At 65.0% G+C, this 25,534-nt stretch carries 28 protein-coding genes; 10 read left to right on the top strand and 18 right to left on the bottom strand.

Annotation, left to right across the window (positions count from 1 at the left end; genetic code table 11):
- Positions 1-85 precede the first annotated feature (85 nt).
- From VW23_RS09325 to VW23_RS09310, 4 genes are all read right to left on the bottom strand, one after another.
- Positions 86-850 carry an aminoacyl--tRNA ligase-related protein gene (locus VW23_RS09325; protein ID WP_069909303.1) on the bottom strand — a complete coding sequence of 255 codons (765 nt, stop codon included), beginning with the start codon at positions 848-850 and terminating at the stop codon, positions 86-88.
- 219 nt (positions 851-1,069) lie between these two features.
- Positions 1,070-1,888 (bottom strand): anti-sigma factor family protein, encoded by an 819-nt coding sequence (locus tag VW23_RS09320; RefSeq protein ID WP_069909302.1) that lies wholly within the window; start codon positions 1,886-1,888, stop codon positions 1,070-1,072.
- A complete protein-coding gene (locus VW23_RS09315; protein ID WP_069909301.1) occupies positions 1,885-2,391 on the bottom strand; it encodes a sigma-70 family RNA polymerase sigma factor in 507 nt (168 codons plus the stop codon). The genes VW23_RS09320 and VW23_RS09315 overlap by 4 nt, the downstream gene beginning before the upstream one ends.
- A gap of 15 nt (positions 2,392-2,406) precedes the next feature.
- Positions 2,407-2,799 carry a COG4315 family predicted lipoprotein gene (locus VW23_RS09310; protein ID WP_069909300.1) on the bottom strand — a complete coding sequence of 131 codons (393 nt, stop codon included), beginning with the start codon at positions 2,797-2,799 and terminating at the stop codon, positions 2,407-2,409.
- A 207-nt stretch (positions 2,800-3,006) separates the two neighbouring features.
- Between VW23_RS09310 and VW23_RS09305 the strand changes: the two genes are divergently transcribed.
- On the top strand, positions 3,007-4,107 hold the full coding sequence (locus VW23_RS09305; RefSeq protein ID WP_069909299.1) for a TRAP transporter substrate-binding protein: 1,101 nt from the start codon (positions 3,007-3,009) through the stop codon (positions 4,105-4,107).
- A 57-nt stretch (positions 4,108-4,164) separates the two neighbouring features.
- Here the strand turns inward: VW23_RS09305 and VW23_RS09300 are convergent, their stop codons facing one another.
- Together VW23_RS09300 and VW23_RS09295 are read right to left on the bottom strand one after the other, a co-directional pair.
- Entirely contained in the window at positions 4,165-5,556 is a 1,392-nt protein-coding gene (locus tag VW23_RS09300) for a TRAP transporter large permease (protein WP_069909298.1), read from the bottom strand.
- Entirely contained in the window at positions 5,553-6,107 is a 555-nt protein-coding gene (locus tag VW23_RS09295) for a TRAP transporter small permease subunit (protein WP_069909297.1), read from the bottom strand. The genes VW23_RS09300 and VW23_RS09295 overlap by 4 nt, the downstream gene beginning before the upstream one ends.
- A 162-nt stretch (positions 6,108-6,269) precedes the next feature.
- Here VW23_RS09295 and VW23_RS09290 point away from each other — a divergent pair, with 162 nt between their 5' ends.
- Positions 6,270-6,866: an ArsR/SmtB family transcription factor gene (locus tag VW23_RS09290; RefSeq protein ID WP_084645831.1), complete on the top strand. Its 597-nt coding sequence runs from the start codon at positions 6,270-6,272 to the stop codon at positions 6,864-6,866.
- A 10-nt stretch (positions 6,867-6,876) separates the two neighbouring features.
- Positions 6,877-7,614: an SRPBCC family protein gene (locus tag VW23_RS09285; RefSeq protein ID WP_069909296.1), complete on the top strand. Its 738-nt coding sequence runs from the start codon at positions 6,877-6,879 to the stop codon at positions 7,612-7,614.
- 171 nt (positions 7,615-7,785) lie between these two features.
- Here the strand turns inward: VW23_RS09285 and VW23_RS09280 are convergent, their stop codons facing one another.
- The 4 genes from VW23_RS09280 to VW23_RS09265 all read right to left on the bottom strand — a co-directional run bounded on the left by VW23_RS09280 (position 7,786) and on the right by VW23_RS09265 (position 13,010).
- Entirely contained in the window at positions 7,786-9,795 is a 2,010-nt protein-coding gene (locus VW23_RS09280; RefSeq protein WP_069909295.1) for an aldo/keto reductase, read from the bottom strand.
- A 69-nt stretch (positions 9,796-9,864) separates the two neighbouring features.
- On the bottom strand, positions 9,865-10,737 hold the full coding sequence (locus tag VW23_RS09275) for a carbohydrate ABC transporter permease (protein ID WP_084645829.1): 873 nt from the start codon (positions 10,735-10,737) through the stop codon (positions 9,865-9,867).
- On the bottom strand, positions 10,734-11,618 hold the full coding sequence (locus VW23_RS09270; RefSeq protein WP_069909294.1) for a carbohydrate ABC transporter permease: 885 nt from the start codon (positions 11,616-11,618) through the stop codon (positions 10,734-10,736). The genes VW23_RS09275 and VW23_RS09270 overlap by 4 nt, the downstream gene beginning before the upstream one ends.
- A gap of 111 nt (positions 11,619-11,729) precedes the next feature.
- Positions 11,730-13,010, bottom strand: a complete 1,281-nt coding sequence (locus tag VW23_RS09265) for an ABC transporter substrate-binding protein (protein ID WP_069909293.1) — start codon at positions 13,008-13,010, stop codon at positions 11,730-11,732.
- Between the two features lie 108 nt (positions 13,011-13,118).
- Between VW23_RS09265 and VW23_RS09260 the strand changes: the two genes are divergently transcribed.
- Positions 13,119-14,003 (top strand): helix-turn-helix domain-containing protein, encoded by an 885-nt coding sequence (locus VW23_RS09260; protein WP_069909304.1) that lies wholly within the window; start codon positions 13,119-13,121, stop codon positions 14,001-14,003.
- A gap of 60 nt (positions 14,004-14,063) precedes the next feature.
- Positions 14,064-15,059: a PfkB family carbohydrate kinase gene (locus VW23_RS09255; protein WP_069909292.1), complete on the top strand. Its 996-nt coding sequence runs from the start codon at positions 14,064-14,066 to the stop codon at positions 15,057-15,059.
- Between the two features lie 200 nt (positions 15,060-15,259).
- Here VW23_RS09255 and VW23_RS09250 read toward each other — a convergent pair whose 3' ends face one another.
- The 3 genes from VW23_RS09250 to VW23_RS09240 are packed head-to-tail and all read right to left on the bottom strand — an operon-like array spanning position 15,260 to position 17,854.
- Positions 15,260-16,060 carry an ABC transporter permease gene (locus tag VW23_RS09250; RefSeq protein ID WP_069909291.1) on the bottom strand — a complete coding sequence of 267 codons (801 nt, stop codon included), beginning with the start codon at positions 16,058-16,060 and terminating at the stop codon, positions 15,260-15,262.
- Between the two features lies 1 nt (position 16,061).
- Positions 16,062-16,856, bottom strand: coding sequence for an ABC transporter permease (locus tag VW23_RS09245; protein WP_069909290.1), 795 nt, complete (start codon positions 16,854-16,856; stop codon positions 16,062-16,064).
- Positions 16,853-17,854 carry an ABC transporter ATP-binding protein gene (locus VW23_RS09240; RefSeq protein WP_069909289.1) on the bottom strand — a complete coding sequence of 334 codons (1,002 nt, stop codon included), beginning with the start codon at positions 17,852-17,854 and terminating at the stop codon, positions 16,853-16,855. The genes VW23_RS09245 and VW23_RS09240 overlap by 4 nt, the downstream gene beginning before the upstream one ends.
- A 146-nt stretch (positions 17,855-18,000) precedes the next feature.
- Between VW23_RS09240 and VW23_RS09235 the strand changes: the two genes are divergently transcribed.
- The gene (locus VW23_RS09235) at positions 18,001-18,864 is read left to right on the top strand and encodes a c-type cytochrome (protein ID WP_084645827.1); all 864 of its coding nucleotides are present in this window, start codon (positions 18,001-18,003) and stop codon (positions 18,862-18,864) included.
- 1 nt (position 18,865) lies between these two features.
- On the opposite strand, the gene VW23_RS09230 is transcribed toward VW23_RS09235, so the two are convergent.
- The 5 genes from VW23_RS09230 to nadA all read right to left on the bottom strand — a co-directional run bounded on the left by VW23_RS09230 (position 18,866) and on the right by nadA (position 22,737).
- Positions 18,866-19,165 carry a type II toxin-antitoxin system RelE/ParE family toxin gene (locus VW23_RS09230; RefSeq protein ID WP_069909287.1) on the bottom strand — a complete coding sequence of 100 codons (300 nt, stop codon included), beginning with the start codon at positions 19,163-19,165 and terminating at the stop codon, positions 18,866-18,868.
- Positions 19,155-19,424: a type II toxin-antitoxin system ParD family antitoxin gene (locus tag VW23_RS09225; RefSeq protein ID WP_069909286.1), complete on the bottom strand. Its 270-nt coding sequence runs from the start codon at positions 19,422-19,424 to the stop codon at positions 19,155-19,157. Before VW23_RS09225 ends, VW23_RS09230 begins: the two co-directional genes overlap by 11 nt.
- A 49-nt stretch (positions 19,425-19,473) precedes the next feature.
- Positions 19,474-21,063: an L-aspartate oxidase gene (locus tag VW23_RS09220; protein ID WP_069909285.1), complete on the bottom strand. Its 1,590-nt coding sequence runs from the start codon at positions 21,061-21,063 to the stop codon at positions 19,474-19,476.
- A gap of 27 nt (positions 21,064-21,090) precedes the next feature.
- Positions 21,091-21,459 carry a YegP family protein gene (locus VW23_RS09215; RefSeq protein ID WP_069909284.1) on the bottom strand — a complete coding sequence of 123 codons (369 nt, stop codon included), beginning with the start codon at positions 21,457-21,459 and terminating at the stop codon, positions 21,091-21,093.
- A 213-nt stretch (positions 21,460-21,672) separates the two neighbouring features.
- On the bottom strand, positions 21,673-22,737 hold the full coding sequence (nadA, locus tag VW23_RS09210) for a quinolinate synthase NadA (RefSeq protein ID WP_069909283.1): 1,065 nt from the start codon (positions 22,735-22,737) through the stop codon (positions 21,673-21,675).
- Between the two features lie 130 nt (positions 22,738-22,867).
- Between nadA and eda the strand changes: the two genes are divergently transcribed.
- From eda to modB, 4 genes are all read left to right on the top strand, one after another.
- A complete protein-coding gene (gene eda, locus VW23_RS09205) occupies positions 22,868-23,503 on the top strand; it encodes a bifunctional 4-hydroxy-2-oxoglutarate aldolase/2-dehydro-3-deoxy-phosphogluconate aldolase (RefSeq protein WP_069909282.1) in 636 nt (211 codons plus the stop codon).
- A gap of 144 nt (positions 23,504-23,647) precedes the next feature.
- Complete coding sequence (locus VW23_RS09200; RefSeq protein ID WP_069909281.1) at positions 23,648-24,016, top strand: winged helix-turn-helix domain-containing protein; 369 nt, start codon at positions 23,648-23,650, stop codon at positions 24,014-24,016.
- Positions 24,017-24,083: 67 nt separating this feature from the next.
- On the top strand, positions 24,084-24,836 hold the full coding sequence (gene modA / locus VW23_RS09195) for a molybdate ABC transporter substrate-binding protein (protein ID WP_069909280.1): 753 nt from the start codon (positions 24,084-24,086) through the stop codon (positions 24,834-24,836).
- 10 nt (positions 24,837-24,846) lie between these two features.
- Positions 24,847-25,530: a molybdate ABC transporter permease subunit gene (modB, locus tag VW23_RS09190; RefSeq protein WP_069909279.1), complete on the top strand. Its 684-nt coding sequence runs from the start codon at positions 24,847-24,849 to the stop codon at positions 25,528-25,530.
- Positions 25,531-25,534: the final 4 nt, after the last annotated feature.

Here is a 25,534-nt window from a genome sequence, read left to right as displayed (position 1 = left end):
AGGGGGAGGGGGGGGGGGGGGGGTGCTCTTTCGGAACCGAGCTATCTGACCCGGCGGAAGCGGCAAGCTCCCCGCCCATCCTGCATCAGGCCGTGACGGCCGCCTCGCGTTCGTCGGCGATCGACCAGTTGTAGATGCAGCGGTCGAGTCCGATGGCGATTTCGACTACCAGGACGTCGGTCTCGCGCGTCCCGTTCTTGCCGGTGACCACAGCCTTTTGCGGGAAATCGGTGCGGCGGGAGATCGAGGCGACCTCCATCCATTTGTCGCCATTGTCGACCTCGATATCCATGGTGATCTCGGAATAGGCCGGCAGCCGGTCAGACGGCACGATGCGGGTCGGCAGGCGGGTCACCGCGGCAATCATCCGGCGTACCGGCTCGAGCACCGCGGTGTGGTAGTCGTTGGCGGTGTCGGCGGCATAGGCGCACTGGAACTCCATCTGCCAGAACTCCTTGAGCCGGACGTGCCGGGTCGACTGGTCCTGCTCGCGGCGGAACGACTTGCCAGCCTGCCAGACGCAGAACGGCAGCCGGGTTTTGGCGTGGGTGTTGAGCTGGTGCGTCATGTAGACATAGGTCGAGGGCGTGGTCTCGGGCCGGAGCACCAGTTCGCGCTCGCTGTCGGAACTGCGCTGCGGCACATAGATATCGTCCGGGCCATAGGCGGACGAGATCAGTTCGCGCGGCGTCAGGATCGGCGCTTCGACGCGGCGGATGTCCCAGGCGGGGTTGATCGAGCGGAGGAGCACGGTGACCTCGGCCGAAATGTAGGAGATGGCGCTGTCGCGCAGGCGGATCTCGCGCTCGTTCCAATGGACAAGCCCGTTGGCGTCATAAAGGGAAAGCATGTTGCTCTCTCGTTCTCAGGGTATGGGGATGTGGTTCGGGCTTTACGTCTCCGGCGGGCGGAGACGGCGCATGCCGAACCCCCGCGTCTAGCCGAAGACGCCCATACCTCGACGACCGGCGCCACGGAGCGCGGCCGGAACAATGGATGCAGCAATGTTCACAAGCTCGAACATGGGCGCGAACCTATGCGAGGGCGCGCGATGGCGCAAGCACTGCCATCAGGTGCCCCAGGTGCCGCCCGGCGCGCCATCCGGACGCCAGGTCAGCTGCTGGTAGACCTTCTTCGCCACCGCCTGCATCTGTGCTTCGGGCAGGTCGCCGACCACGGTGCAGGTGATCTTGTCATTGGCCCAGTAGAAGGCATCGAGATTGTCGCGCGCCGTGAATTCCTTGTCGGTGCGGCGGTCGGGCAGGGCGGCAGTGATGTAGACCGTTACCCGCTCCTGCGCCGCGTTCTCGTACATCAACTGCGCGGCCGGGCCGGCGGACTGTTCCCCATAGCCGGGCAGCAGCCGGCCGCCCACCAGGGTGAAGCCGTCGGCGGCAAGGTCAGGTGGATTGATCGGGCGCTCGACGCGGTTCGATAGCCACGAGACGAGGTGATCCTTGTCGGCGGCGACGACTTCGACGGCGTGGCGGTTCTCCTTGACGTAAAGCGCGTGCGCCGAGACGGCCGAGGCGATCAGTTCCTGGCGCGGCGGTGGACTAAAATAGTCACGACCGGCCCAGCCGAGCGCGCCGCCCAGCGCCAGCGTCACCACTGCCGCGGCAGCGGCCTGCGACCAGCCGAAGCTGCGGGAAGCGGCGGGCGAGCGGGCGATCAGGTGTGGGTCGAGCCGCGACGGCACGGTCTCGTCGGCGGTGCTGCCGAACAAGGCGGTCAGCGCCTCGTTCTGGCGCTGCCAGTTGACCAGTTCGGCGGCTTTGTCGGGATGGGCGGCGAGCCAGGCCTCGACCTCGGCGGCGCGCTCCGGTGGCAACTGGCCATCGACGAAGGCGTGGAGGTCGGTTTCGGAGACGGGTGCGAGGTTCGTCATTTGACCGACCTCAATCTGGGTTCCTCGCCGCTGCCGGTCAACGCGCGGAGCGCGGCACGGGCGCGGCCGAGACGGGACATCAGCGTGCCGGCGGGGATGCCGAGGATATCGGCGGCGTCCTGGTAGCTCAGGCCTTCGAGCACGACCAGCAGCAGCGCCTCGCGCTGGTCGTCGGGTAGGCGGTCGATGGCACGGGACATTTCGGCGAGGGCGATACGGCCCGGTTGCGCGGGAGCAACCGAGGGTTCGGAAACGAGGCTGTCGATGGGAACGTGCTCTCCACGGCGGCGCTCGAAGCGAAGGTCGTTGCGCCAGAGGTTGATCAGGATACGGAACAGCCAGGCCTGCAGCGGCCCGGTAGGAGCGAACAGGCTGCGCTTGCGGATCGCCCGCTCGAGACAGTCCTGGACGAGATCATCGGCGCGATCGGCGTTGCGCGTCAGCGCGCGCGCATAGCGACGCAATGTCGGAACCGTCGCCTCGATCTCATCCAGGAAGTCCATGTAGCTGTTGCCGGCCTACTTCTCGACGGCAGTGTGCCAGACCTCGCCGACCATGTCGCCGGTGGTGTCGCCGGGCTTCTCGTCCTTCACCCAGAAATAGAGCGGCCAGCCCTTGTAGGCCCACATCTTGGAGCCGTCGGTGCGGTCGACCAGGGTGAAATCGCCCTCGGCCGTGGCGCCGGCATCGGCGATCAGCGGGGGCCAGTTCTCGGCGCACTTGTCGTAGCAGTTGGTGACGCCGACGGCGTCCTTGTCGAAGGTATAGAGCGTCATGTCGTTGGCGCCGACCAGCACTTCCTTGCCGGCGATCTCCATGGTCTTGATGGCGCCGCCGACATAATCCTCGGCGATGGCGGCGGTAGCGAACAGGGCGAGCGCGGCAGCGCCGAGCGTGACTGCAAGTTTCATGATTCCCTCCGTTGGGCTTGTCGGGTGCGGGCATTGGGCCGCGCCTCATTGTCTCCAACACCGCGGCGCGGGACTTATTCCCGACGCCAGAGATTTTTCTTCGGATTTGATCGGGGCGGCTGGTGGACAGTTCGGCCGCTGCCTGTTCATCTAGACGCAAGGTCGGATGAGACGGCCAGACAAATCAGCCAGAGGAGGACTAACTCAATGAAGCGACGCGAATTCTTCAAATCCGCCACCGCCATGACCGCGGGAGTGGCTGCCGCCACGGCCCTCGCCGCGCCCGCCATCGCCCAGGGCAACATTACCTGGCGCATGGTCACGACATGGCCGAAGAACTTCCCCGGACTTGGTGTCGGTGCACAGAATCTGGCTGATCGGATCACGGCTGCATCGGGCGGTCGGTTGACGGTGCAGGTTTTCGCGGCAGGCGAAATGGTGCCACCACTGCAATCGCTCGATGCGGTTATCGATGGGTCAGCCGAGATGAGCCACGGCGCGGCGTATTACTGGCAGAACAAGAGCCAGGGCCTGAGCTTTTACACCGGTGTGCCGTACGGCATGACCAGCCGCGAGCTCACTGCCTGGGTGCGATTTCTTGGCGGGCAGGAAATCTGGGACGAAATCTATGACCAGTTCGGCGTGCAGGGGTTCCTCAGCGGCGATACAGGCACGCAGGCCGGTGGCTGGTTCAAGAAGGAACTGACCGGAGTCGCCGATATCCAGGGCCTGCGCTTCCGCACCCCGGGTCTCGGTGGCCAGACCTGGGCCAAGCTCGGCGCGGCGGTGACCAACATGGCAGCGGGTGAAATCTTCGCGGCGCTGCAGTCCGGCACGCTCGATGCGGCGGAGTTCGTCGGCCCCTACAACGATTTGGCGCTCGGCTTCTACCAGATCGCCAAGAACTATTATTTCCCGAGCTTCGTCGAGCCGGGCCTCGCCACCGAACTGGTGGTTTCGAAGGCGAAGTTCCAGGCGCTGCCTGAGGATCTTCAGGCTATCGTCAAGGCTGTCACCCAGGCGGCCTACGACGATGTCGCCTCCGACATGTACGCCAACGACCCGCGGGCGCTGCAGGCGCTGGTGAGCGAGCACGGCGTGCAGGTCAGGCAGTTCCCCGAGGAGATCCTCGAGGCGGGCGCCAAGGCGGCCTCGGAGATCATCGCCGATATTCGCAGCAATGGCGACGCGCTGACCAAGAAGGTGGCCGAGAGCTATGTGTCGGCCTTCAATCTGCTGCGGACCCGTACCGAGGGGACCGATATGCCGTTCCTCGCTGCGCGGCAGAAGTATTTCAGCTTCAGCTGAGGCAGCTCCGGCAACAGATGACGGCCCGGGATTTAGCCTGGGCCGTTTTTTGTTGGTTCAGCGGTACAACAGCCGCGGCAGCCAAGTGGCGAGATCGGGCCAGAGGAACAGCACGCCGATGGCCATCAACTGCAGCGCGACGAATGGTCCGACGCCCCGATAGATCATCATCGTGGTGACGCGGGAAGGCGCCACACCGCGCAGATAAAAGAGCGAGAACCCAAATGGCGGCGTGAGGAAACTGGTCTGCAGGGTGACGCCCACTGCGACGCCCAGCCAGATCGGATCCACACCGAGCGTCAGCAGGATCGGCGCGGTGATCGGGATCACGATGAAGATGATCTCGAAAGTGTCGAGGATGAAACCGAGCACGAACATGATCAGCACGACGATGATGGTGGCGCCGATGGCGCCGCCCGGCATGTTCGAAAGGAAGGCATGCACGAGGTTGTCGCCACCCATAAGACGGAAGACGATCGAGAACACCGCGGCGCCGAATAGAATAATGAAGATCATCGAAGTCATCGTCGCGGTTGCGACGACGGCCTGCTTGAGCACGCTGAAGGTGAAGCGCCGCTTTGCTGCGGCGAGGGCGATAGCGCCAACCGAGCCAACCGACGCCGCCTCGGTCGGCGTGGCGATGCCGCCAAGTATCGAGCCCAGTACGGCGACGATGAGTGCAAGGGCGGGCACCAGCGCCACCAGAACTTCACGCCACAGATGACGCTTCTCCTCGGCCGGCACGGGTGTTGCCGGGCAGGATTGGGGGTTGGTAATGGCCTTGAAGATCATCCAGCCGATATAGAGCGTCACCAGCACCAGCCCGGGGATGAATGCGCCGGCGAACAGCGCGCCGACCGATACTGGTTCGGGTGCAAAGTTGCCCTTGGCCATCTGGACCTGGGCGTTGATGCCGCTCAGCATGTCGCCCATGAAGATCAGCACCGTCGAAGGCGGTATGATCTGGCCCAGGGTGCCGGAGGCGCAAATGACGCCTGAGGCGAGCTTGGGGTCGTAGCCGGCGCGCAGCATGGCGGGCAGGGAGATCAGCCCCATGGTCACGACGGTCGCTCCGACGACGCCGGTCGAGGCCGCGAGCAGGGCGCCTACCAGGATCACCGAGATGCCAAGGCCGCCACGCAGGTTGCCGAACAACTTGCCCATGGTGGTGAGCAGCGCCTCTGCGATGCCTGTGCGCTCGAGCATCACGCCCATGAAGACGAAGAGCGGAACTGCGACCAGCACTTCGTTCGACATGGTGCCGATGTAGCGGTTGGCGAGCGAGCCGAAGTTCGAGGGGTCGAAGATGCCGAGGAACATGCCGGCAGTGCCGAACAGCAGAGCTGTGCCGGCGAGCGAGAAGGCCACCGGGAAGCCGAGCAGCAGGACGCCGATCACGCCGAGGAACATAGTGGCGGCGAGGATCTCGCCCAGCAGTACCGAACTCATGAGGCAGACTCGTCGCGATAGCGTAGCGGTTCGGGCAATTGGTCTTCGCAACCGGCGAGCACGAGGATGGAACGGCAGGCCATGGCGAGGCCCTGCAACCCGACGACGACGACGAATACGATGATGAAGGATTTGAGGACAAAGAGCCCGGGCATGCCGCCGACATTGGCGGAGCCCTCGTAGATGCGCCAGGATCGCATGACGAAGGGCCAGGCGTAGATGCCCACCACGAGCACGTAGGGGATCAGAAAGAGCACGACGCCGATCAGGTCGGCGATCGCCTTGCCGCGGGTTGACCACGACCGGTAGAAAATATCGACCCGCACGTGATCGTCGCGCAGCAGCGCGAAGCCGGCGACGCCGGTAAACATGGCCCCCGACAGCCAGACATAGAGGTCCTGCATCCACAATTGCGTGGTGTGGAAGAAGTAGCGCTGCACCACCACCGCGAAGCACACCAGGACCACGGCCAGCGACAGCCAACTCAGCGCCAGGCCCAGCCAGCGATTTATCGCGCCGACCGCCCGGACATACCCGACCAGTATCTGCACCCGTCCTCCCAGTTCCCCGATGCGCTTCGCGTTCAGGCGCGAACAGTTTTTGTCTTTCCTGGCAGGGAACACGCGTCGCACCGCTCCGTCAACGCCTTGTGGCCAGGCTGCTGCATTCATTGCCTAATAGACAAATTAATTTGCCTATTGTAGTCTGCGGACATGGACAAGCTGACGCCGGCCCTGATTGAGGATGCAACGAAGGCGCGGCAGGCGATGACGCCGCTGCGGCTGAAGCTGCTGGTGCTGCTGCGCGAGCCGGGTTCGGCGGCGACGCTGGCGGTGGCGCTGGAGCTGCCGCGACAGAAGGTGGGCTATCACCTGCATGCGCTGGAAAAGGCCGGGCTGGTGATGCCGGCCGGCACGCGGCAGCGGCGCGGCTTCACCGAGCGGCTGTTCGTCGCCAGGGCCGGCTCGTTCGTCGTCGATCCCTCGATCTTCGGCGTCCCGCCGGCGGTGGAAAAGCAGGATCGCTTCGCCGCCGAGCACCTGGTGGCGCGCTCGGCCGAGACGGTGCGCGAGGTGACGCGGATGCAGGCGGCCGCGGCCGACGAGGGCGTCCGGCTGCTGACCTTCACCATCGAGGCGGATATCGGCTTTGCCGCGCCGCAGGATATCGAGGCCTTTGCCGAGCGACTGACGGCGATGGTCGCCGGGCTCGCCGAAGAGTTCGCGCCGAAAGGCGAGGGGCGGCGCTACCGCGTGATGATCGGCGGGCACCCGGCGATCAAGGGCAAGCCGACCGGCAGGATCAACTGAGGAGTACGAAATGGCCGAGAAACAGGATCGCGTTATCGTCGAGATGACCATCGCGGCGCCGATCGAGACGGTGTGGGCGGCGCTGCGTGACCCCGCGCAGATGCTCAACTGGTTCGGCTGGGACGCCGATACGCTGAAGGACGAGATCCAGTTCATCTTCTTCGACCACGCCACGGCGGATGAGGCCAACAAGGTGCTGGCCATTCACGAGCACGAAGGGATTGCCGACCGCATGGAGCTCAGGGCGACGCCCGGCGGTACGATCCTGCGGGTGGTGCGCAGCAGCGCGGTGACCGGCGACTGGAATGCGTTCTACGAGGATACCTGGGAGGGTTGGACGACGTTCTTCCAGCAGCTGCGGCACTATATCGAGCGGCATCCGGGGGCGAAGCGGCGGACGCTGTTCCTCTCGGGCAAGCTGCAGGCGCCGGGAGCGCTGCCGGTCGAAGCGCTGGGGCTCGATGCGCTGTGGAGCGCCGCTGCGGGCAGCAAGGCGGCCTTCGAGCTGCCGGTTGGTGAGCAGGTGGCCGGTACGGTGTGGCACCACTCGCAGCACCAGGTCGGGATGAGTGTCGATGGCTGGGGTGATGGGCTCATGGTGATCACCGACCAGCCGGCGCCGAATGGCGGGCCGAATGGCGGCGGCACCGCGGTGCTGACGACGTTCGGGCTGTCGGACGCAGAGTTTGTCGCGCTGGAGCAGCGCTGGACGGCGTGGTGGCGGGAGCGGTTCGTGAAGGCGAGCTGACCGGGTTTTGCAGGCGCGCTGACTGAGAGAGACGGCCCCCTCCCATCCTCCCCCATGAAGGGGGAGGTGCCCGCCGGTGAGAAGGGCTCGATCGAGCCACAAACTCCTCTTCACCTCCCCCTTTATGGGGGAGGCCGGGAGGGGGCCGTCTGCTTCAGTTTGAAGGGGCTATTACCCCTCCAGCCACTGCACCTGCTCAGCCGTCAGCTTGATGTCGAAGGCGTTCATGCTGTCGTCCAGTTCGCCGAGCTTGCGCGGGCCGATCAGCGGGATGGACGGGAAGTCCTGGGCCAGCACGTAGGCAAGCGCCACGTGGATCGGGCTCTTGCCGAGCTTGGTGGCCAGTTCGATCGCCCGGTCGCGACGCACAAAGTTCTGCTCGTTGTACCAGACGCGGACCATTTCCTCGTTGTCGCGCTTATCGCGGCCGGCGAGGTCAGTGAAGAAGCCACGGGCCTGGCTCGACCAGGAGAAGTTCGGGATCTGGCGATCCCTGAGCCACTGCTTCCACTCTGATGTCGACGAGGTGACGCAGCCGGCCCAGATCGGATCGAGCATCTCGGCGAGGGCGAAGTTGTTGGAGAGCGCGCCCGGCCGCTGCTTGCCGTGCTTGTCGGCATAGGCAATGGCCTCGTCGAAGCGCTCGCGGGTCCAGTTCGAACCGCCGAACGGTCCGCGGATGCGGCCCTTCTTCACCTCGGCATCCATGGCGTCGACGAATTCACCGACCGGCACGTCGAGGTTGTCGCGGTGCATGAAGTAGACATCGACATAGTCGGTCTGCAGCCGATCGAGCGACTGGGTCAACTGTTTGGAGATCACGTCCGGGTAGACCAGCGGGCTATGGGCGCCCTTGCCGATCACCACGGCCTCTTCGCGCACGCCGCGCGACTTCTGCCACTCGCCGAACAGCTTTTCGGTATAGCCGCCGGCGTAGATGAAGGCGGTGTCGAAGATGTTGCCGCCCTTTTCCCAGAACGCATCGAGCAGGATGGCGCCGGAAGCGAAGGTGCGGAAATCTTCAAAGCCCAGCGCAGCGGCGGAGGCGGCCTTCTTGACGCCCGGAATAGTGCGCTTGGGGATCACCGTGCCGCCGGATTTGAGCGGGCGGCCCGACAGCGTGTTGATGCGGCGGGTCGACTTTTCGATGCTGAACTCGATGCCGGCATCGGCGCGCCACTTGTCGAGCGCACGGGCCTGGCCGAGGCTGTCGGCCCAGGTCATGCCCGGCGCGGTCAGCTCCTGCCGGCCGGCGAGGATGGCTTCGGCAGCCGCATCGGCCTCGAACGAGAACAGGTGCTTCTGCTTGCCGACGCTGATCGTCTCGCGGCTGCCGTCATTGCGGATGATGTCGATCTTGCCGTCGCCGCCTTCACGGCCGCCATCGGCGAACCAGAAGTTCGGCACTTCGATGCGGCCGTCCGAGCCGAGGATGCGCAGCATGTTGTCCTGGTTGACGAACACCGAGCAACTGACTTCGGCGATGATGCCGTTCTCGAACTGCAGCAGCGCCGCGGCCCAGTCATCGGTGCCTTCGGCATTGAGACGGGCCATGCCCGACACCTTCACCGGATCGGCGAACGGCCGACCCAGCGAAGCGCCGGCGATGAAGCGCGACATCGAGACTGGATAGCCGCCGACATCGAGGATGCCGCCCCCGGCGAGTTCCGAGGCGAAGATGCGGTGGTCGGGGATGAACTTGCCCATCTGGAAGCCGAAGCTCGACTTGATGGCGCGCACTTCGCCGATGGTGCCGGAATTCACCAGCTCCCAGAGCTTCTGGGTCTGCGGGTGCAGCCGGTACATGAAGGCTTCGCCGACGAAGGTGCCGGCCTTCCTGTGCGCGTGGATCACCGCATCGACTTCGAAGGCGGTAAGCGCCATCGGCTTTTCGACCAGCACGTGCTTGCCGGCTTCGGCCGCCTTGATCGCCCACTCGGCGTGGCCGGTATGGGGCAAAGCGAGATAGACCGCATCGACGTTGGGGTCGGCGAGCAAGGCGTCATAGCCGTGGATGACGCGGGCGCCCGGGAAGTCGTCGGCGAGGCCGGGCTTGTTCGGGTTGCGGGTAGCGATCGCTTCGAGCTTGCCCAGCCGCGAGTCCTTGAGGCCGCGGGTAAAGTCCTTGGCGATGGCGCCCGGGCCGATGATCCCCCAGCGGATGGGGGCCTGAATGGTCATGATACTCTCCTCAAGAAATCGGGCCCAACGGCAGCGATTCCTGCCGTTGGGGCAATTGGCGGTTGGTCGCTATTTCACCGCGCCCAGCATGCCTTCGACGAAGCGGCGCTGGAGCAGGAAGAAGATGATGAGCGTCGGCAGCGTGGCGAGGATCGTGCCGAACAGGATCATGCCGAAGTCGGGGGTATAGGACGAGGTCAGCGACGAGATGACGAGTGTCGCGGTTTTCTGCTCGGGCTTGTTGAGCACGATCAGTGGCCACAGGTAGTTGTTCCAGTTGGCCATGAACACGATGATGATCGCGGCAGCGTAGGTCGAGCGCATCGTGGGCAGGTAGATATAGAAGAAGATCTGCCACTCGTTGAGCCCGTCTACCCGTGCCGCGTCGCGCAGCTCGCCCGGGAACGCCTTGGTCGCCTGGCGGAAGTAGAAGATGATGAAGATCGAGGCGATGCCAGGCAGCACCACGGCCGCCACGGTGCCGACGAGCTTGAACGACGAGATCATCACGAACAGCGGCACCATCAGCGCCGCGAACGGGATCGAAAGCAGCAGCAGCATCAGGGTGAAGATGCGTTCGCGGAACTTCGATCGGAACATCTCGAAGCCGTAGCCGGCAAGCGATGAGATGGCGAGCGTCAGCACGGTCCCGACCAGTGCGATGAAGGCCGAGTTCCAGAAGATGCGCGGGGCATCCACTGTGGCGAAGAAGTTGGCGGCGTTGATGAACAGCTGGTCGCCGAAGGTGGCCTTGCCGATGCCGATATCGACCGAGCGGTTGGTGGCGCCCACGACCATCCAGAAGAACGGGAAGATCGAGACGAAGGCCGCAAGGCTCAGCAGCAGGTACTTGATGGTGCGGGCGACAAAGCCCGGCAGGTTGAACGACCGCGTGCGGCGCTCGGCTCGGGAGGTGGCGAGGGGAAGGGCCTGATCGGTCATTTGCTGCGATCCCGTGCGATGACGAACTGCAGGAAGCTGAGTACGGCAACGAGCAGCACGATGACCCAGGAGACAGTGGCCGAGTAGCCGAAGCTGGGCATGAACTTGAAGGTCAGGTTGTAGATGTAGAGCGAGAGCGTCAGCGTCGAGTCCGAGGGGCCGCCCTGAGTGATGTTGTTGACCTCGTCGAACAGCTGCAGCGTGCCGATGGTCGAAATGATGGTGGTGAACAGGATCACCGGCTTCAGCATCGGCACGGTAATCTGCCAGAACTGCTGCCATCCCGAAGCGCCATCGATGCGGGCCGCTTCGTAGATGGAGCGGTCGACGTTCTGCAGCGCCGCCAGGTAGAACACCATGTTGTAGCCGGTCCAGCGCCAGGTGATGGCGATGATGATCAGGATCTTGGCCCAGAACGGATCCTGCAGCCAGTGGATCGGCTCCTGGATGATCCAGACCGCCATCAGCATCTTGTTGACGATGCCGTCGGTGGCGAACATCGACTTGAACAGGGTCGAGTAGGCGATCAGCGAGGTCACGCAGGGCAGGAAGATGGCGGTGCGAAAGAAGCCGCGGAAGCGCAACTTCGGATCGTTCAGCGCCACTGCCGCGAGCAGCGCCAGCATGATCATGATCGGCACCTGCACGACGAGGAACGTCAGGGTGTTGACCAGCGCGCGGATGAAGACCGGATCCTTGGTGAGGCGGACGATGTTGGCGAAACCGCCGAAATTGAAGTTCATCCCCTTGCCGACCTGGAAGCTCATCCAGAGCGACCACAGGATCGGATAGAGCATGAAGATGCCGAGCAGCACGAGGGCGGGCGCGATGAACGTCCAGCCGGTGATCTGCTCGGTACGACCAAGTCTAGCGTTTGCCATGCCAACTCCCCCGACAGGCGACTTCACAACAGTGCCGGTCGCACGCGGCAAGGCGTGCGACCGCAACATGGGAGTGGGAGGCGGTGCCCGTTGGCCCCGCCTCCGAACCCGTTACTGCATCTGCTGGCTGGCCTGGTCGTTGATGGCCTTCAGCGCGTCGTCAACGCTGCCGCCCTGGGTGATGGTCGGGAGCTGGGCAACCACCGCGGCGTCGACTTCAGCGGTGTAGATGCCGTAGTCGATGCTCGGGATCTTGGCCTGCCACTCGGAGAAGTTCGCCCACACCGGCTGGCCACCGAAGAAATCGTCCGAGGCCTTGTAGGCGTCGCCCGCCGAAGCCGGCAGCCAGGTGCTGAATGCACCCTGGCCGACGAGGATCTTCTGGTAGAAGTCGACGTCGGTCGCCCAGATGGACTTGAGGAAGTCGACGGCTGCGTCCTTGCCGGGACCCGACGACAGCACGTACCAGCTCGAGCCGCCTTCGTTCGAATAGCCGGTCGCGCCCTCGACGCCTTCGAGCTTGGGAATGGGCGCCACGCCCCACTTGCCGGACTGGTCGGGCTGCGACTTGATGGTGCCGGTCATCCACACGCCGTTGAGCGCGACGGTGGTTTCACCCGAGGTGAAGGCGCTGGTGAACTCGGTCCAGCCGGAGGCGGGCTTCACGATATCGGCCTGCCAGATCTTGGCGTAGGTCTCGAGCGCGGCCTTGAGCGGCTTGTTGTCGACGATGTTGAGGCTGCCATCGGCGTTGAAGTACCAGACGCCGGCCGACTGCATCATGATGCGGATGAGGCCGCTGCCATTGAGGTCCAGGGCAATCAGGTTGTGGCCGGTCTTGGCCTTCACGTCCTTGCCGATCTGGATGAACTTGTCCCAGGTCAGGTCCTTGAGAGCGTCGGCTTCGTAGCCGGCTTCCTTGAGGTAGTCGGCGCGATAGAACAGCCCGGTGACGCCCGAGTCGAAGGGCAGCGAGTAGGATTTGCCGTCATGGGTGGCGGCAGCGACCTTGTAAGGCGCGAAAGCGGTCATATCGATCGAGTCGGACAGCGGCACGAAGGCGCCCGGGAACGACTGCAGATACTTCTGCGCCACGTCGTCCTGGATCAGCACGATGTCGGGCAGGCCGGTGGTGTCGCCGGCGAGCAATTGGGTCTGCAGCTTCTGGCGGATATCCTCCTGCTGCATGCTGTCGTCGATCTTGATGTTCACGTCCGGATGCGTGGGGGCATAGCGCGACGCGGCTTCCTTCATGGCGGCGCCGTTGAAGTTGGTATCCCAGGCCCAGACGGTGACATCGACGGCCATGGCGGCGGTCATGGTGAGCACGGAGACGCCGGCGGCTGCGGCAATGGCGAGCGCGTGGCGCCAGCGCGATGCGGTGGTGGTCATACAGTTCCTCCCGTTTTCATTTGGCTCACCTTGGGCAAGCGTGGTTAGAATATGCGACCAAAGGCGCATGTCCGCGACAAAGGGAAACTCGACTTGGCGGAAAGTAAGGTGCATGAGCGCGGGTTTTATCAGCCGCACGCCGGGAGCGTCGAAGCCCATCCGACGATCCTGTCGACGTTCCACAACCACCCGCTGGTGATGCTGAAACCGCACTGGCACGCGCAGGTCGAAGTCAACTTCGTTGTCTCGGGGACCTTGCACTATCGCATGCACACGCACGAGTTGAAGCTCTCGGCGGGCCAGATGGTGCTGTTCTGGGGCGGCCTGCCGCACCAGTTGTACGACCTGAGCGACGATGCCGTTTATGCCGGGGCGCACCTGCCGCTGATGCATTTCTTCCGCTTGCGACTGCCCGAGGATGTGCCGCATCGGTTAATGCAGGGCACGACGCTGCTCAGCTGCACGCCCGATGATTCCGACGCACACAATTTCGTGCGCTGGAACCGCTATGCCCGCTCGGGCGATGCGGTGAAGGCGCAGCACGCGGTGGACGAGTTGCTGCTGCGGCTGGAGCGGGTGCGGTTCGAACCCTACGAGCTGGTGGGTGACAGCAAGGCGGCCGGCCATGCGGTCGAAACCGCCGAAGTGCAGTCGTCGCGCAATGTCGGCAAGATGTGCGATTACATCGCCGAAAATTTCCTGCACGAGATCGACTCGGTCGATATCGCGCGGGCGGCGAACCTCCATCCGAAATACGCCATGAGCATCTTCAAGCGCTCCACCGGCATGACGCTCAACGAGTATGTCAGCCTGTTGCGATTGAGCTATGCGCAGGCGCTGTTGCTGCGTGACGACGCCAATGTGCTGCGCGTTGCCATGGAGTCGGGGTTCGGCTCGCTCAGCGCCTTCAACAAGTCGTTCCGCAAGATCGCCGGCATGTCGCCCTCGGATTTCCGGCGCGACGCCTTCATCCCCGGAGCGCTCGCCTCCTGAGCTTGAATTTTTGCGCGTCGGCATTGTAACGATGCAGCAGTTTTGGCGAGGGAATACGCGATGTTCGTAGTGGGTGGCGAAAGCCTGATCGACCTGATCTCGGAGCCGGTCGGGGCCGATGGGGTGATCCGCCTCGTCGCGCACCAGGGTGGGTCGCCCTACAACTGCGCCATCGCGCTTTCGAAGCTCGGCAACGACACCGGCTTCCTCTGCCCGATCAGCACCGACGGCCTCGGTACCTACCTCTTGGCGCCGCTGGCGGAAGCCGGGGCGAAGCCGCTGCTCGCCGAGCGGGTGGAGGCTTACACCACGCTGGCGGTGGTGACGTTCGATGCCAAAAAGAGTGCGCAGTACGGCTTTTATCGCAATGCCGACCGCGCCTTCACCCGTGAGGGGCTGATCGCGGCGCTGCCAGCCAAGCTCGAGGCGTTCCAGGTCGGCGGCTTCTGCCCGATCGAGCCTGAGGATGCGGCGATCTGGCTGGATGTGGCCAAAGAAGCGGCGCGGCGGGGCGCGACGCTGACCATGGACCCCAATGTGCGGCCGTCGCTGGTGCCCGACTTTGCCGGCTACAAGGCGCGGCTCTCGAGCTTTCTCGACCTCGTCAACCTGGTGAAGGTGTCGATCGAGGACCTCGCCTCGCTGGAGCAGAGCCGCGCAGTGCGCGCCACCGAGCTGACAGCGGCCGAGGTCGAAGCGCTGGTGAAAAAGTACACCGCCGATTTCCTCGGCCGGCCAAATTGCGAGTTGGTGATCGTCACCTTCGGCGACGAGGGCAGCCGGGCCTTCACCAAGTCAGGTTCGGCGAGACAGGGCGTTTACCCGGCCGTGCCGTTCGGCGACACGGTGGGCGCCGGCGACACGCTGATGGCGGCGGTGCTGACGCTGCTCAACGAGCAGGGCAACCTCAAGCCCGGCAAGCTCGGCGCCATGGATGATGCGGCGCTCGCGACGATGCTGCGTTTCGGCGCCGTGGCGGCAGGGCTCAACTGCCAGTTCGTCGGCTGCCACCCGCCGACCCGCGGCGAAGTCGACGCGGTGCTGGCCAAGGCGTAATTGGCGCGACGCGCGGATGGGTGGGGCCGTCATGGTTCAACCCACACCGACGTCATTCCCGCGCAGGCGGGAACCTAGTGGGATGCTGCGGCACCCGCTGAAGCTGAGAAATCCCACTGGGTCCCCGCCTTCGCGGGGATGACGCCGGTGGGTGGTGCGGGGTCGAGTTCGCCGCGAGGCCACTGGCCCTCAGATAACATTCAGCCCCCAGCCCCCTGATAGCGATCGAGCGCATAGCGCCACTGCCACATGGCGAGCGCGACGAAGAACGGTCCGGCGAGCAAGGCTGCCGGGCCGGCCCAATCGCCCAGGATCGGCACGGGCTTACCCAGCAGTACCGCGACCGGCACGGCGGCCATGAAGCCGAGTGGCACGAAGCTCAGCATGGTCGCCTGGATGGCGGTGGGGAAGATGTTGATCGGGTAACGCGACAGCTCCCAGAAGCCGAAGAACAGCGAATAGAGGTGGTTGGAGCGGGTCCAGATCAGCGCCGTGGCGCCGATCATGGTGAGGACTGCGCCGGTGACCATGGCGGCGCTGATCAGTGAGGCGAGGAAGTAGGCGACCCAGCCGATCGACCAGGGTACGGCGACGATCGAGAGGGCCCAGCCCATCATGACGATGCCGAGCAGGGCGTGGCCGGTGTAACCGGGGTTGAGGCCGGAAAACACCATATAGGCCCAGGGGCTGATCGGCTTGGTCAAGAGCGTATCGAGGGTGCCGAGCCGCACCGCTTCCTCGAGCTGGCGCATCTGGGTGAAGCTCATGCAGGCGCCGAGCGAGTAGCCAAGCAGGTGGAACGAGAACAGCAACGCGAGCTCCGACCAGTTCCAGCCGGCAATGGTGCCGAAGCGGTCGGCGAGGATCCAGATCACCGCGAATGAGCTCGCATAGGTGATGACCTGGGCGACGCGGTCGATCCAGAAGGCGCCGCGATATTCCAGCTGCGAGCGCAGGTACATCAGCGCGAGGCGCGGCAGGATGCGGAGGGTGCGCAGCATCTCAGCCTCCCTGCACCACGATGCGGGTGGAGGCCTGGCGCCAGAGCAGTACCACGCCGACCGCGAGCAATGCCGCCCAGCCGAGGCCGAGGCCGAAATAAGAAAGGGTCGCCGTGACGTCGAGCCGACCCAGCCAGACGGCCGAGGGGTAGTAGACGATCCAGGCGAAGGGCAGGTGCGCGGCGATGACGGCGACCGGGGCGGGGAAGAACCAGAACGGGATCAACTGGCCGGAAAGCAGGTTGAGGATCGCCTGCATCATCCATTCGAGCGAGAACGAGGTGAGGAGCCAGAAGGCGACGAGGCCGAACAGCGCCGAGAGCAGGGCGATGATGGTGTAGGCGAGGAGGCCATAGGCGACGAACATCACGCCGTGGAACGGGCTCGCCGGGGGCAGCATGCCGTAGACGGCGGCAACGACTGCCACTGTCGGCACGACGAGGATGACGAAGCGAAAAGCGGCGCGGCCGAGTTCGGTGGCGAGCACATAGAGCGGGAAGCTGGCGGGCTTCAGCAGCCACACGGCCACGTCGCCCGTACGCAGCGCCTGGCCGATGCCGCTGATGATCGATTCGTAGCGGATGGCGCCGGTCACCGCGCCGCCGAGCAGCGCGTAGGTCACCATCTGCTCGAGGCTGACGCCGGCAATGCTGGCAGTGCCGCCATAGATGGCGACCCAGATGGCGACGCGGGCAAACACCTGCACCAGCTTGCCGATCATGTTGGCCCAGACCTCGTGGCGATAGGCGAGCTGGGTCAGAAAGGCGCTGCGGGCGAAGGCGAAGTAGACGCTCATCTGGGCGGCAACTCGGCGTTGCGGCGCTGGTAGAAGGTCCGGATCACCTCCTCGATATTGGGCTCCTCGATTGAGATGTCCTTGAGCGCGGTGGTGTCGCCGATCTCGTCGAGCACATGCACCAACGAGATGTCGTCGCGCTCCAGCAGGTAGTGCTTGCGCAGGCCATCGTCGGACGTGAGCCGCGCGCTTTTGAGTTCGAGCGGCCCGGGATCGGCGGCGAATTCCAGCATCAGCCGGCGGGCCGAGCCGAGGGCGGTGCGGAGCTTTGCCGTTTCGCCGTCGAAGATCAGGCGGCTGTGATCGACCATGATCAGGCGTGGGCAGATCTCCTCGATATCCTGCAGGTCGTGCGTGGTGAGGATGATGGTGGTGCCACGTTCGCGGTTGACGCGCGACAGGAACTTGCGCACCGCATCCTTGGCAACGACGTCGAGGCCGATGGTCGGCTCGTCGAGGAACAGGATTTTGGGATCATGCAGCAGCGCCATGACGATCTCGGCGCGCATGCGCTGCCCCAGACTCAACTGCCGGACGGCGCGCTCGAGGAAGGGCTCCAAGTCTAGCAGGCTGCTGAGCGATTTCAGGTTCTCGTCGAAGCGAGGGCGCGGGATGCCATAAATCTCGCGGTGCAGTTCGAACGAGTCGCGCACCGGCAGGTCCCACCAGAGCTGGCTGCGCTGGCCGAAGACCACGCCGATCTCACGAGCATTGGCCTGGCGCTCGCGGTGCGGCACGCGCCCCAACACGGTGAGGTCACCGGCCGACGGCACGAGAATGCCGGTCATCATCTTGATCATCGTCGATTTGCCGGCGCCGTTCGGGCCGAGATAGCCGACCGCCTCGCCCTGGGCGATGGCAAAGCTCACGTCGGTCACCGCCTCGATCTCGGTGTATTCGGCGGTAACCAGAGTCTTCAGCGCGCCCAGAAAGCCGGGGAACCGGCGATGCTGCCGGAACCGCTTGGAAACGGCTCGTGCCTCGATGATTTGAGCCATAGTGGGGGCCGCCCCCTAGCGGCCTGGCGTCGAGGCTAGCTGATTCCGCTGCTCACAGGCTCGTCAGTTGCGGTTAATTGGCAGCGCTGGTCAATTGCCGCCCGAGTTGCTGGCGGAGGCCTGTTACATTGCGTCACTGGGTTTGGATGCTCCTGGTAGCAGTGCTGCTGGGAGCCGGCATTGCCGTCTATATGCTGAAGCCGGTGCAGGGCGCGGCGCGCGATCTGACGCTCGCCGGCGACGTGACGCGTGGGCAGTATTTGCTGCGGCTTGGCGATTGCATCACCTGCCACACCGACAAGAAGAGCGGCGTCGCCGAGCTGGGCGGCGGCCCCGGGCTGGTGACACCGTTCGGCACGTTCTATGCGCCCAACATCACCTCCGACCCCAAGGCGGGCATTGGCGGCTGGACGCTGGCGCAGTTCTCGAAAGCGATCAGCGATGGCGAAGGGCCGGCGGGGCATCTTTATCCGGCGTTCCCCTATGAAAACTACACGCTGATGAGCGACCAGGATGTCGCCGATCTCTATGCCGCGCTGCAGCAGGTGCCGCCGGTCAGCACTTCGGCCAAGCCGCACGAGGTGGCCTTCCCGTTCGACATGCGGCCGCTGGTGGCCGGCTGGAAGAACCTGTTCTTCACGCCGCGCCGCTACGAGGCCGATCCGAGCCACTCGGAACGCTGGAACCGCGGGCGCTATCTGGTCGAGGGGCCGGGGCACTGCGTGATGTGCCACTCGCCGCGGAACCTCCTCGGTGCGGTGGAGAAGGGCAAGGAACTGACCGGCAACCCGGCCGGCGGCACCGGCGGCAAGGCCCCGGCACTCACAGCCGAACGGCTGAAGGCCGAAGGCTATGACGTCGCTTCGATCGCCAGCGCGCTAAGCGACGGATTTACCCCGGAGTTCAACGTGCTCGGCAGCGCCATGGGCGAGGTGATCACCGACGGCACCTCGTTCTGGACCGAGGCGGACCGCGAAGCGGTGGGGGCGTATCTGCTCGGAGAGGAGTAGGTTAGTCGTCGAACAGGCTTGCTGTGATCTCGCGTGCGCCGTGCATGATGCGGCGAATCTCGATGAAGTGGTCCGAGATCGAGTAGAAGACCAGGTAGCTGCCCGACGGATAGTATCGGATCCCCGGACCGAGTTCTGTGCGCTGTGGACCGGCTTCAGGGTAATCGGCAAGCAGGTTCGCGATGTGGTCGAGGTCCGTCAGAACCGCATCGGCGGCCCTGACGCTATCTTCGGCGATTGAAAGCCAGATGTCGGACTGATCAAGCTTGGCCTGTGGCCAGCGGCGAACTCTAAGCGGCATTGCTCTTCTTGCGCTCAGCCAGAATGCGGCGGCCTTCGCGCTTGATGTCCTCGACATCCCACGGCTCAGGCTCGCCTTCGTAGCCCTTGGCGATTTCGGCACGCAGCCAGTCCAGCTTGGCCTGCCGCGTGATTTCTCGCTCTTCCATCAGCCGCAGCCCGTCACGCAGCACTTCGCTGGCGCTGTTGTAGCGGCCGCTTTCGACGAGCTCGCGGACGAACTTCTCGTAGTGTTCCCCGAGGGTGTAGCTGGATGGCATGGCTGGTCTCCTTCAGGGAGCAGACTATCACTTTATGATAGTTTTGCCATCAGGCCCCGGCGCGGATAGCGAGGGCGTCTTCGAGGGTCATCTCGGTGTGGTGCTCCCATTCGGGGCGCGGTTCTGGGAAATCGGTGCGGAAGTGGCCGCCGCGGCTTTCTTCACGCTGCAACGCACCGGCCGCGACCATGGTCGCGGAGGTGGTCATGTTGAGGAACGAGCGGGTGACGCCCTGCGCGGTGACCTCGATCTCGGCAATGCGGCGCAACGCGGTGCGCAGGTCCGTGGCGTTGCGCTCGACCCCGACCAGGTCGGTCATGGTGCGGCGCAATTCCTTCACCGACACGTGGTTGCGCAGGCGCTCCTCCACCGCCTCGCCCTCGACCGGATCCCAGCCGATGCCGGGGAAGGGGGCGAGGGGGCTCCGCAGCGGCTCGAGGCCGGAGATATCGGCGGCGATGCGCGCGCCATAGACCACGGCCTCGAGCAGCGAGTTCGAGGCGAGGCGGTTGGCGCCATGCAGGCCCGTCGATGAGCACTCGCCGGCGGCCCACAGGCCGGGCAGCGAGGAGCGGCCATTGGCTTCGACCTTGACGCCGCCCATGTGGTAATGTGCCGCCGGGGTGACCGGGATCAGCTGGGTCACCGGGTCGATGCCGAAATCGGTGCAGTATTTGGCGACGGTGGGGAAGGCGGTGAGGATGCGCGCGCCGATCGCCTCGCGGGTATCGAGGAACACTTTCCGGCCGGCTTTGATCTGCCGATAATTGGCGCGGGCGACGATATCGCGCGGCGCCAGCTCGGCATCGGGATGGATCGCCGGCATGAAGCGCTCGCCGAGATCGTTGACGAGGATGGCGCCTTCGCCGCGCAGCGCCTCGGTGGCGAGCGGCGCAGGGTCGGCGCCCGTAGCGATGGCGGTGGGGTGGAACTGCACGAATTCAGGGTCGGCGATCAGCGCCCCGGCGCGGGCCGCCATGCCCATGGCATGGCCGCGCACCCCGGAGGGGTTGGTGGTGACGGCATAGAGCCCGCCGAGCCCACCCGCGGCGAGCACGGTGGCGCGGGCCCGGATCAGCACCGGCTCGGCATAGCGATCACCAAGCTTGCGCGCATAGACGCCGATGATGCGGCCATCGGCGCGGGCGAGATCGACGACGGTCAAACCCTCGACGATGCGGATCGACGGGGTCTTGCGCACCTCGGCAATGATAGCCTGCATGATGGCGTAACCGGCGCGGTCGCCTTCGACGCGTACCACACGGTTGCGCGAGTGGGCAGCTTCCTTGCTCAGCACGTAGTGGCCGAGCTCGTCGCGATCGAACGGGGTGCCCCAGCGGGCGAGGTCCTCGATGCGCGCCGCGGCTTCAGCGGTGACCGATTCCGCTTCGTCCTCATCGACGATGCCGGCGCCGGCGATCTCGGTGTCGACGGCATGGGCATGCGAGGTGTCACCGGGGCCGACCGCCGCAGCGACGCCGCCCTGCGCCCAGGCGGACGAGGCACCATTGCCGAGCGGCACGGGAGAAATGACGGTGACGGGGCGGGGGGCGAGCTTCAGCGCGCAGAACAAGCCGGCCAAACCAGCGCCGACGATGAGAGCACCGTCGGCGTTGAGGACGTTATCAGTAAAGGTCATTGGACTCCCCCGGGCGAAACGCCCGGATCAGGCCTCGTCGACCACCGGAGTTTCTGCGGCCCGCTTCTTAAGCGATTCTATGGCGTTTTTGGCGCTCGACTTCGACTTGTAGGTTTCGGTCCGGACCATGGTCTCGCCGTTCGCGGCGACGAAGCGGACGAAGGTCTGGCCGTCCTTGGAGGCCGCCAGCTCAAAGCGGTAGCCCTTGCCGGTCTCGCCCTTGGCCGTATCCACCACAGATGCGCCGGGAGCGTTCTTCTTCAGCGAGGCAATGGCGTTTTTGGCGCTGTCCTTGCCCGCATAGTTCTCCGACCAGAAGATGGTCTCAGCGTTGTAGACATATTTGGCAACGAACTGCCCGCCCTTGGCGGAGGTGATCTTGAAGGAATGTGGCACGACGCTTTTACCCCTCGGTTGCGGGCCGGGAAGTCGTGGCCCGATCCGGCAAATCTAGCGCGGTGCCAGAGTCGCGCAACCCTCAAAGTCAAGCACGCGCTTGATTTGATTGAGCTTGGGCGGCAAGGGCTACCTACTGATCGAAGCCAGACGCAGACGAAAGTCCATGTCCGCCGATACAGCGCGCGCCATTGCGCAGGGGTCGAAACGGGGTCAGTCGCGCTTCTTGGAGAAGTCGATCATGCGCTGCACGGCGGCGCGGGCGGGTTCGAGCAGTTCGTCGGCGACGGTGACTTCCTCGGTCATGGTGTGGAGCGACCACAGGACGTTCTCGAGGTTGATGCGCTTCATGTGCGGGCAGATGTTGCAGCCGCGGAGGAAATCGACACCGGTCGCTTCGGAGGCGACATTGTCGGACATCGAGCACTCGGTGACCATCACCACGCGTGGTGGCTTCTGGGTCTTGACGTAGTCGATCATCGCGGCGGTCGAGCCGGCGAAATCCACCGCGTCGATCACCTCGGGCGGGCACTCGGGGTGGGCGATGATCTTGGCCGTCGGGTAGGCGTGGCGCAGCTCGGCGATGTCGGCGGCGGTGAAGGTTTCGTGCACCTCGCACGAGCCGGCCCAGGTGATGACCTTCTTTTGCGTCTTCTTGGCGGTGTTGCGCGCCAGGTACTGGTCGGGGATCATGATCACCGTGTCGCCGGCGACGCCGTTGACGATATCGGCGGCGTTCGACGAGGTGCAGCAGACGTCGGTCACTGCCTTCACCGCGGCGGAGGTGTTTACGTAGGTGATGACCGGCACGCCGGGATACTGGGCGCGCATGGCGATGACGTCCTCGGGGGTGATCGAGGAAGCGAGCGAGCAGCCGGCGCGGCTGTCGGGGATCAGCACGGTCTTTTTGGGGTTCAGCAGTTTCGAGGTCTCGGCCATGAAGTGCACGCCGCACTGCACGATGATCGACTGCTTGACCTTGGTGGCCTCGATGGCGAGCTGCAGGCTGTCGCCGACTATATCGGCGACGCCGTGATAGATCTGCGGCGACTGGTAGTTATGGGCAAGGATGACCGCATCCTTCTCCTTCTTCAGCCGGTTGATCTGCAGGATCAGCGGCGCATAGAAGGGCCATTCGATCTCGGGGATGCGGTCCTTCACCCGATCGTAGACGCGCGACGTGACGCGTTCGACCGCCTTGGTGAACTTGAGATCGAAACTCTCCGCGAGGATGGCGCGAGCCTCCTCGAGCGGGGTCAGAGCGTTGATAAGCTGCACCGGACCGTCCCTCCAGACAGGTGGGAGACTTAAGGTCGATTGGCCGCCATTTCAATGTCGCGATTTGGCTTGATCGGCATGCGGCAAGTGCCTAACGCTCTCGCCGAACGACAGCCCCTCGAGGATCGCCATGCCGCAAGACGCCGCCGCCCTTCGCCAGACTCTCTCGCTTGCGCCGGTGATTCCGGTCATCGTCCTCGATGATGTGTCGGCGGCGCGGCCGTTGGCCGAAGCGCTGGTGGCCGGCGGCCTGCCGGTGCTGGAAGTGACGCTGAGGACGCCGCACGCGCTGCAGATCATCGAGGAAATGGCCAAGGTGTCGGGCGCCGTGGTCGGCTCAGGCACGGTGCGTTCGCCGCTGCAGATGGGCCACTCGGTCGATGCCGGCTGCCAGTTCATGGTGTCGCCCGGTGCGTCACCGCGGCTGCTCGAGGCGGCCGAAGAGCACAAGATCCCGCTGCTGCCTGGCATCGGCACGCCGACCGAGGCGATGACCGCGTCGGAACATGGTTACTCGTTTCTTAAGTTTTTCCCGGCCGAGGCGCTGGGTGGGGTGAAGGTGCTGAAAGCCTATGCCAGCCCCCTCGCCGACATCACCTTCTGCCCGACCGGCGGCATCGACATGGCAAAGGCCAGGGAATACCTGGCGCTGCCCAACGTGATCTGCGTCGGCGGCTCGTGGATCATGCCGGCCGATGCCATCGCCAACAGGGACTGGAAGCGGATCGAGACGCTGGCACGGGAAGCGGCGGCGTTGAAGGGCTGAGACTTTCTTCCCTCTCCCCTTGAGGGAGAGGGTGCCCCGCGAAGCGGGGCGGGTGAGGGGAAGTAGCGATATCCGTCCCCTCATCCGTCTCGCTTCGCTCGCCACCTTCTCCCTCAAGGGGAGAAGGAAGAGCCGGAGAGTGCGGTGAAAAAGACTAGTGCGGTCATCGGCCTCTCGCACCTCCGCGTCACGCTCAGCGAAAGCTTCTATATCGGGCCGGGCCGCGCCGACCTGATGGAACTGATCGCCGAGACCGGCTCGATCTCCGAAGCCGCCAAGCGGATGGGGATGTCGTACAAGCGGGCCTGGGGGCTGGTGCAGGCGTTGAACGAGGGGTTCGGGGCGCCGCTGGTGGAGGCGTCGCGCGGCGGCAACGCGCAGGGAGCGTCGCTTACCGCAGCGGGCTGCGAGGTGCTGGAGCGCTATCGCGGTATGCAGGAGGCGACACGCAAGGCGATCGCCCGGGATGTCGAGGCGCTGCTGGCGCTACACGATATGTCCCAAGGAAAATAACGCTTGCTGCCCGCGTCTGGCATTGGCACAACCATCGATATTCCCATTCGGACATATCGAGGATCCTATGCATCGGACCACCCTTCTCGTTGGCATCAGCCTGCTCGCGCTGACGAGCGCGCCGGCCGTTGCGGCCGATGTCAGCGCGGCGGTGGCCGCCAACTTCACCAAACCGGCCGAAGAGATCGGTGCGGCGTTCACGGCGAAGACTGGCGACACGGTGACCTTCAGCTTCGGCGCGACGGGCGCGCTCTACACGCAGATCAGCCAGGGCGCGCCGTTCGAGGTGTTCTTTGCGGCCGACAACAAGCGGCCGGCGCAGGCGGTCAAGGATGGGTTTGCGGTCGACGGCACGGTGTTCACCTATGCGGTGGGCAAGGTCGTGCTCTATTCGCCCTCGCTCGATCTCACCGACGGGGCGGCGGTACTGAAGGCTAACGCGTTCCAGCACCTGTCGGTCGCCGACCCCAAGACCGCGCCCTACGGCGCCGCAGCGATGGAAACGCTGGAAAAGCTCGGGCTGACCGCAGCGGTGACCCCCAAGATCGTTACCGGCGAGAACATCAGCCAGGCGCTGCAGTTCATCGACTCAGGCAATGCCGAGCTCGGCTTCGTGGCGCTCAGCCAGGTGATCGACAAGCCGGCCTCGCAGGTGTGGCGCGTCCCGGCCGAGGACTATTCGCCGATCCTCCAGGATGCAGTGCTGCTGAAGCCCGGTGAGGCCGATCCCGCGGCTGCCGCCTTCCTCGAGTTCTTGAAGGGCGACGAAGCGCGCGCCATCATCGAGAAATACGGCTACGAGGTCGGCTCGGGTCAGTGAGGGCTTTCGGATGCTTGATGCCAGTGAGATCGTCCAGCCTGTCGGGCTGACGCTGACGCTGGCACTCATCGTCACCCTGATCCTGCTGGTCATCGGCACGCCGATCGCCTGGTGGCTCTGCCGCACGCGCTCGCCGCTGCAGGCGCCGATCGCCGCGGTGGTGTCGCTGCCGCTGGTGCTGCCGCCGACCGTGCTCGGGTTCTATCTGCTGCTGGCGTTCGGGCCGAATGGTCCGGGCGGCCTCTTGGCGCCGCTGTGGGGGGCGCGGACGCTGGCCTTCTCGTTCGAGGGGCTGGTCATCGCCTCGGTGCTCTACTCGCTGCCCTTCATGGTGCAGCCGCTCCGCACCGCCTTCGAGGCGCTGGGCGAGGAACCGCTGGAAGCGGCGGCAACGCTCGGGGCCGGGCGGTGGACGACGTTCTCCAGGGTGGTGATCCCGCTGTCGCGCACCGGCTACCTCACCGGCGCCATCCTCACCTTCGCGCATACGGTCGGCGAGTTCGGCGTGGTGCTGATGATCGGCGGCAATATCCCCGGCAAGACCAAGCTGGTGTCGATGGCGATCTACGATTTCGTCGAGCGGTTGGAATGGGACAAGGCGCATATCCTCGCCGGCGGCATGGTGCTGTTCGCGTTCGTGGTGATCACGGCGGTGATGCTGATCGATCGGCGGGTCGGGCGGGTGGTGGGGTGAGTGG

Source organism: Devosia insulae DS-56 (assembly GCF_000970465.2).
In the GTDB taxonomy this organism is placed as follows: Bacteria; Pseudomonadota; Alphaproteobacteria; order Rhizobiales; family Devosiaceae; genus Devosia_A; species Devosia_A insulae.
This window is presented reverse-complemented; position numbering and strand designations above follow the sequence as displayed.

What these genes read in the sequence shown, in the direction of transcription:
- VW23_RS09290 (WP_084645831.1), top strand. Translation starts at nt 6,270, where the DNA reads ATGGACAAGCTGACGCCGGCCCTGATTGAGGATGCAACGAAGGCGCGG.
- VW23_RS09250 (WP_069909291.1), bottom strand. Translation starts at nt 16,060, where the DNA reads ATGCTGCGCACCCTCCGCATCCTGCCGCGCCTCGCGCTGATGTACCTG.
- modB (WP_069909279.1), top strand. Translation starts at nt 24,847, where the DNA reads ATGCTTGATGCCAGTGAGATCGTCCAGCCTGTCGGGCTGACGCTGACG.
- VW23_RS09310 (WP_069909300.1), bottom strand. Translation starts at nt 2,799, where the DNA reads ATGAAACTTGCAGTCACGCTCGGCGCTGCCGCGCTCGCCCTGTTCGCT.
- VW23_RS09240 (WP_069909289.1), bottom strand. Translation starts at nt 17,854, where the DNA reads ATGGCTCAAATCATCGAGGCACGAGCCGTTTCCAAGCGGTTCCGGCAG.
- VW23_RS09315 (WP_069909301.1), bottom strand. Translation starts at nt 2,391, where the DNA reads ATGGACTTCCTGGATGAGATCGAGGCGACGGTTCCGACATTGCGTCGC.
- VW23_RS09265 (WP_069909293.1), bottom strand. Translation starts at nt 13,010, where the DNA reads ATGACCACCACCGCATCGCGCTGGCGCCACGCGCTCGCCATTGCCGCA.
- VW23_RS09225 (WP_069909286.1), bottom strand. Translation starts at nt 19,424, where the DNA reads ATGCCATCCAGCTACACCCTCGGGGAACACTACGAGAAGTTCGTCCGC.
- VW23_RS09220 (WP_069909285.1), bottom strand. Translation starts at nt 21,063, where the DNA reads ATGACCTTTACTGATAACGTCCTCAACGCCGACGGTGCTCTCATCGTC.
- VW23_RS09275 (WP_084645829.1), bottom strand. Translation starts at nt 10,737, where the DNA reads ATGACCGATCAGGCCCTTCCCCTCGCCACCTCCCGAGCCGAGCGCCGC.
- VW23_RS09320 (WP_069909302.1), bottom strand. Translation starts at nt 1,888, where the DNA reads ATGACGAACCTCGCACCCGTCTCCGAAACCGACCTCCACGCCTTCGTC.
- VW23_RS09325 (WP_069909303.1), bottom strand. Translation starts at nt 850, where the DNA reads ATGCTTTCCCTTTATGACGCCAACGGGCTTGTCCATTGGAACGAGCGC.
- VW23_RS09235 (WP_084645827.1), top strand. Translation starts at nt 18,001, where the DNA reads ATGCTCCTGGTAGCAGTGCTGCTGGGAGCCGGCATTGCCGTCTATATG.
- eda (WP_069909282.1), top strand. Translation starts at nt 22,868, where the DNA reads ATGCCGCAAGACGCCGCCGCCCTTCGCCAGACTCTCTCGCTTGCGCCG.
- VW23_RS09305 (WP_069909299.1), top strand. Translation starts at nt 3,007, where the DNA reads ATGAAGCGACGCGAATTCTTCAAATCCGCCACCGCCATGACCGCGGGA.
- VW23_RS09285 (WP_069909296.1), top strand. Translation starts at nt 6,877, where the DNA reads ATGGCCGAGAAACAGGATCGCGTTATCGTCGAGATGACCATCGCGGCG.
- VW23_RS09280 (WP_069909295.1), bottom strand. Translation starts at nt 9,795, where the DNA reads ATGACCATTCAGGCCCCCATCCGCTGGGGGATCATCGGCCCGGGCGCC.
- modA (WP_069909280.1), top strand. Translation starts at nt 24,084, where the DNA reads ATGCATCGGACCACCCTTCTCGTTGGCATCAGCCTGCTCGCGCTGACG.
- VW23_RS09270 (WP_069909294.1), bottom strand. Translation starts at nt 11,618, where the DNA reads ATGGCAAACGCTAGACTTGGTCGTACCGAGCAGATCACCGGCTGGACG.
- VW23_RS09255 (WP_069909292.1), top strand. Translation starts at nt 14,064, where the DNA reads ATGTTCGTAGTGGGTGGCGAAAGCCTGATCGACCTGATCTCGGAGCCG.
- VW23_RS09300 (WP_069909298.1), bottom strand. Translation starts at nt 5,556, where the DNA reads ATGAGTTCGGTACTGCTGGGCGAGATCCTCGCCGCCACTATGTTCCTC.
- VW23_RS09245 (WP_069909290.1), bottom strand. Translation starts at nt 16,856, where the DNA reads ATGAGCGTCTACTTCGCCTTCGCCCGCAGCGCCTTTCTGACCCAGCTC.
- VW23_RS09230 (WP_069909287.1), bottom strand. Translation starts at nt 19,165, where the DNA reads ATGCCGCTTAGAGTTCGCCGCTGGCCACAGGCCAAGCTTGATCAGTCC.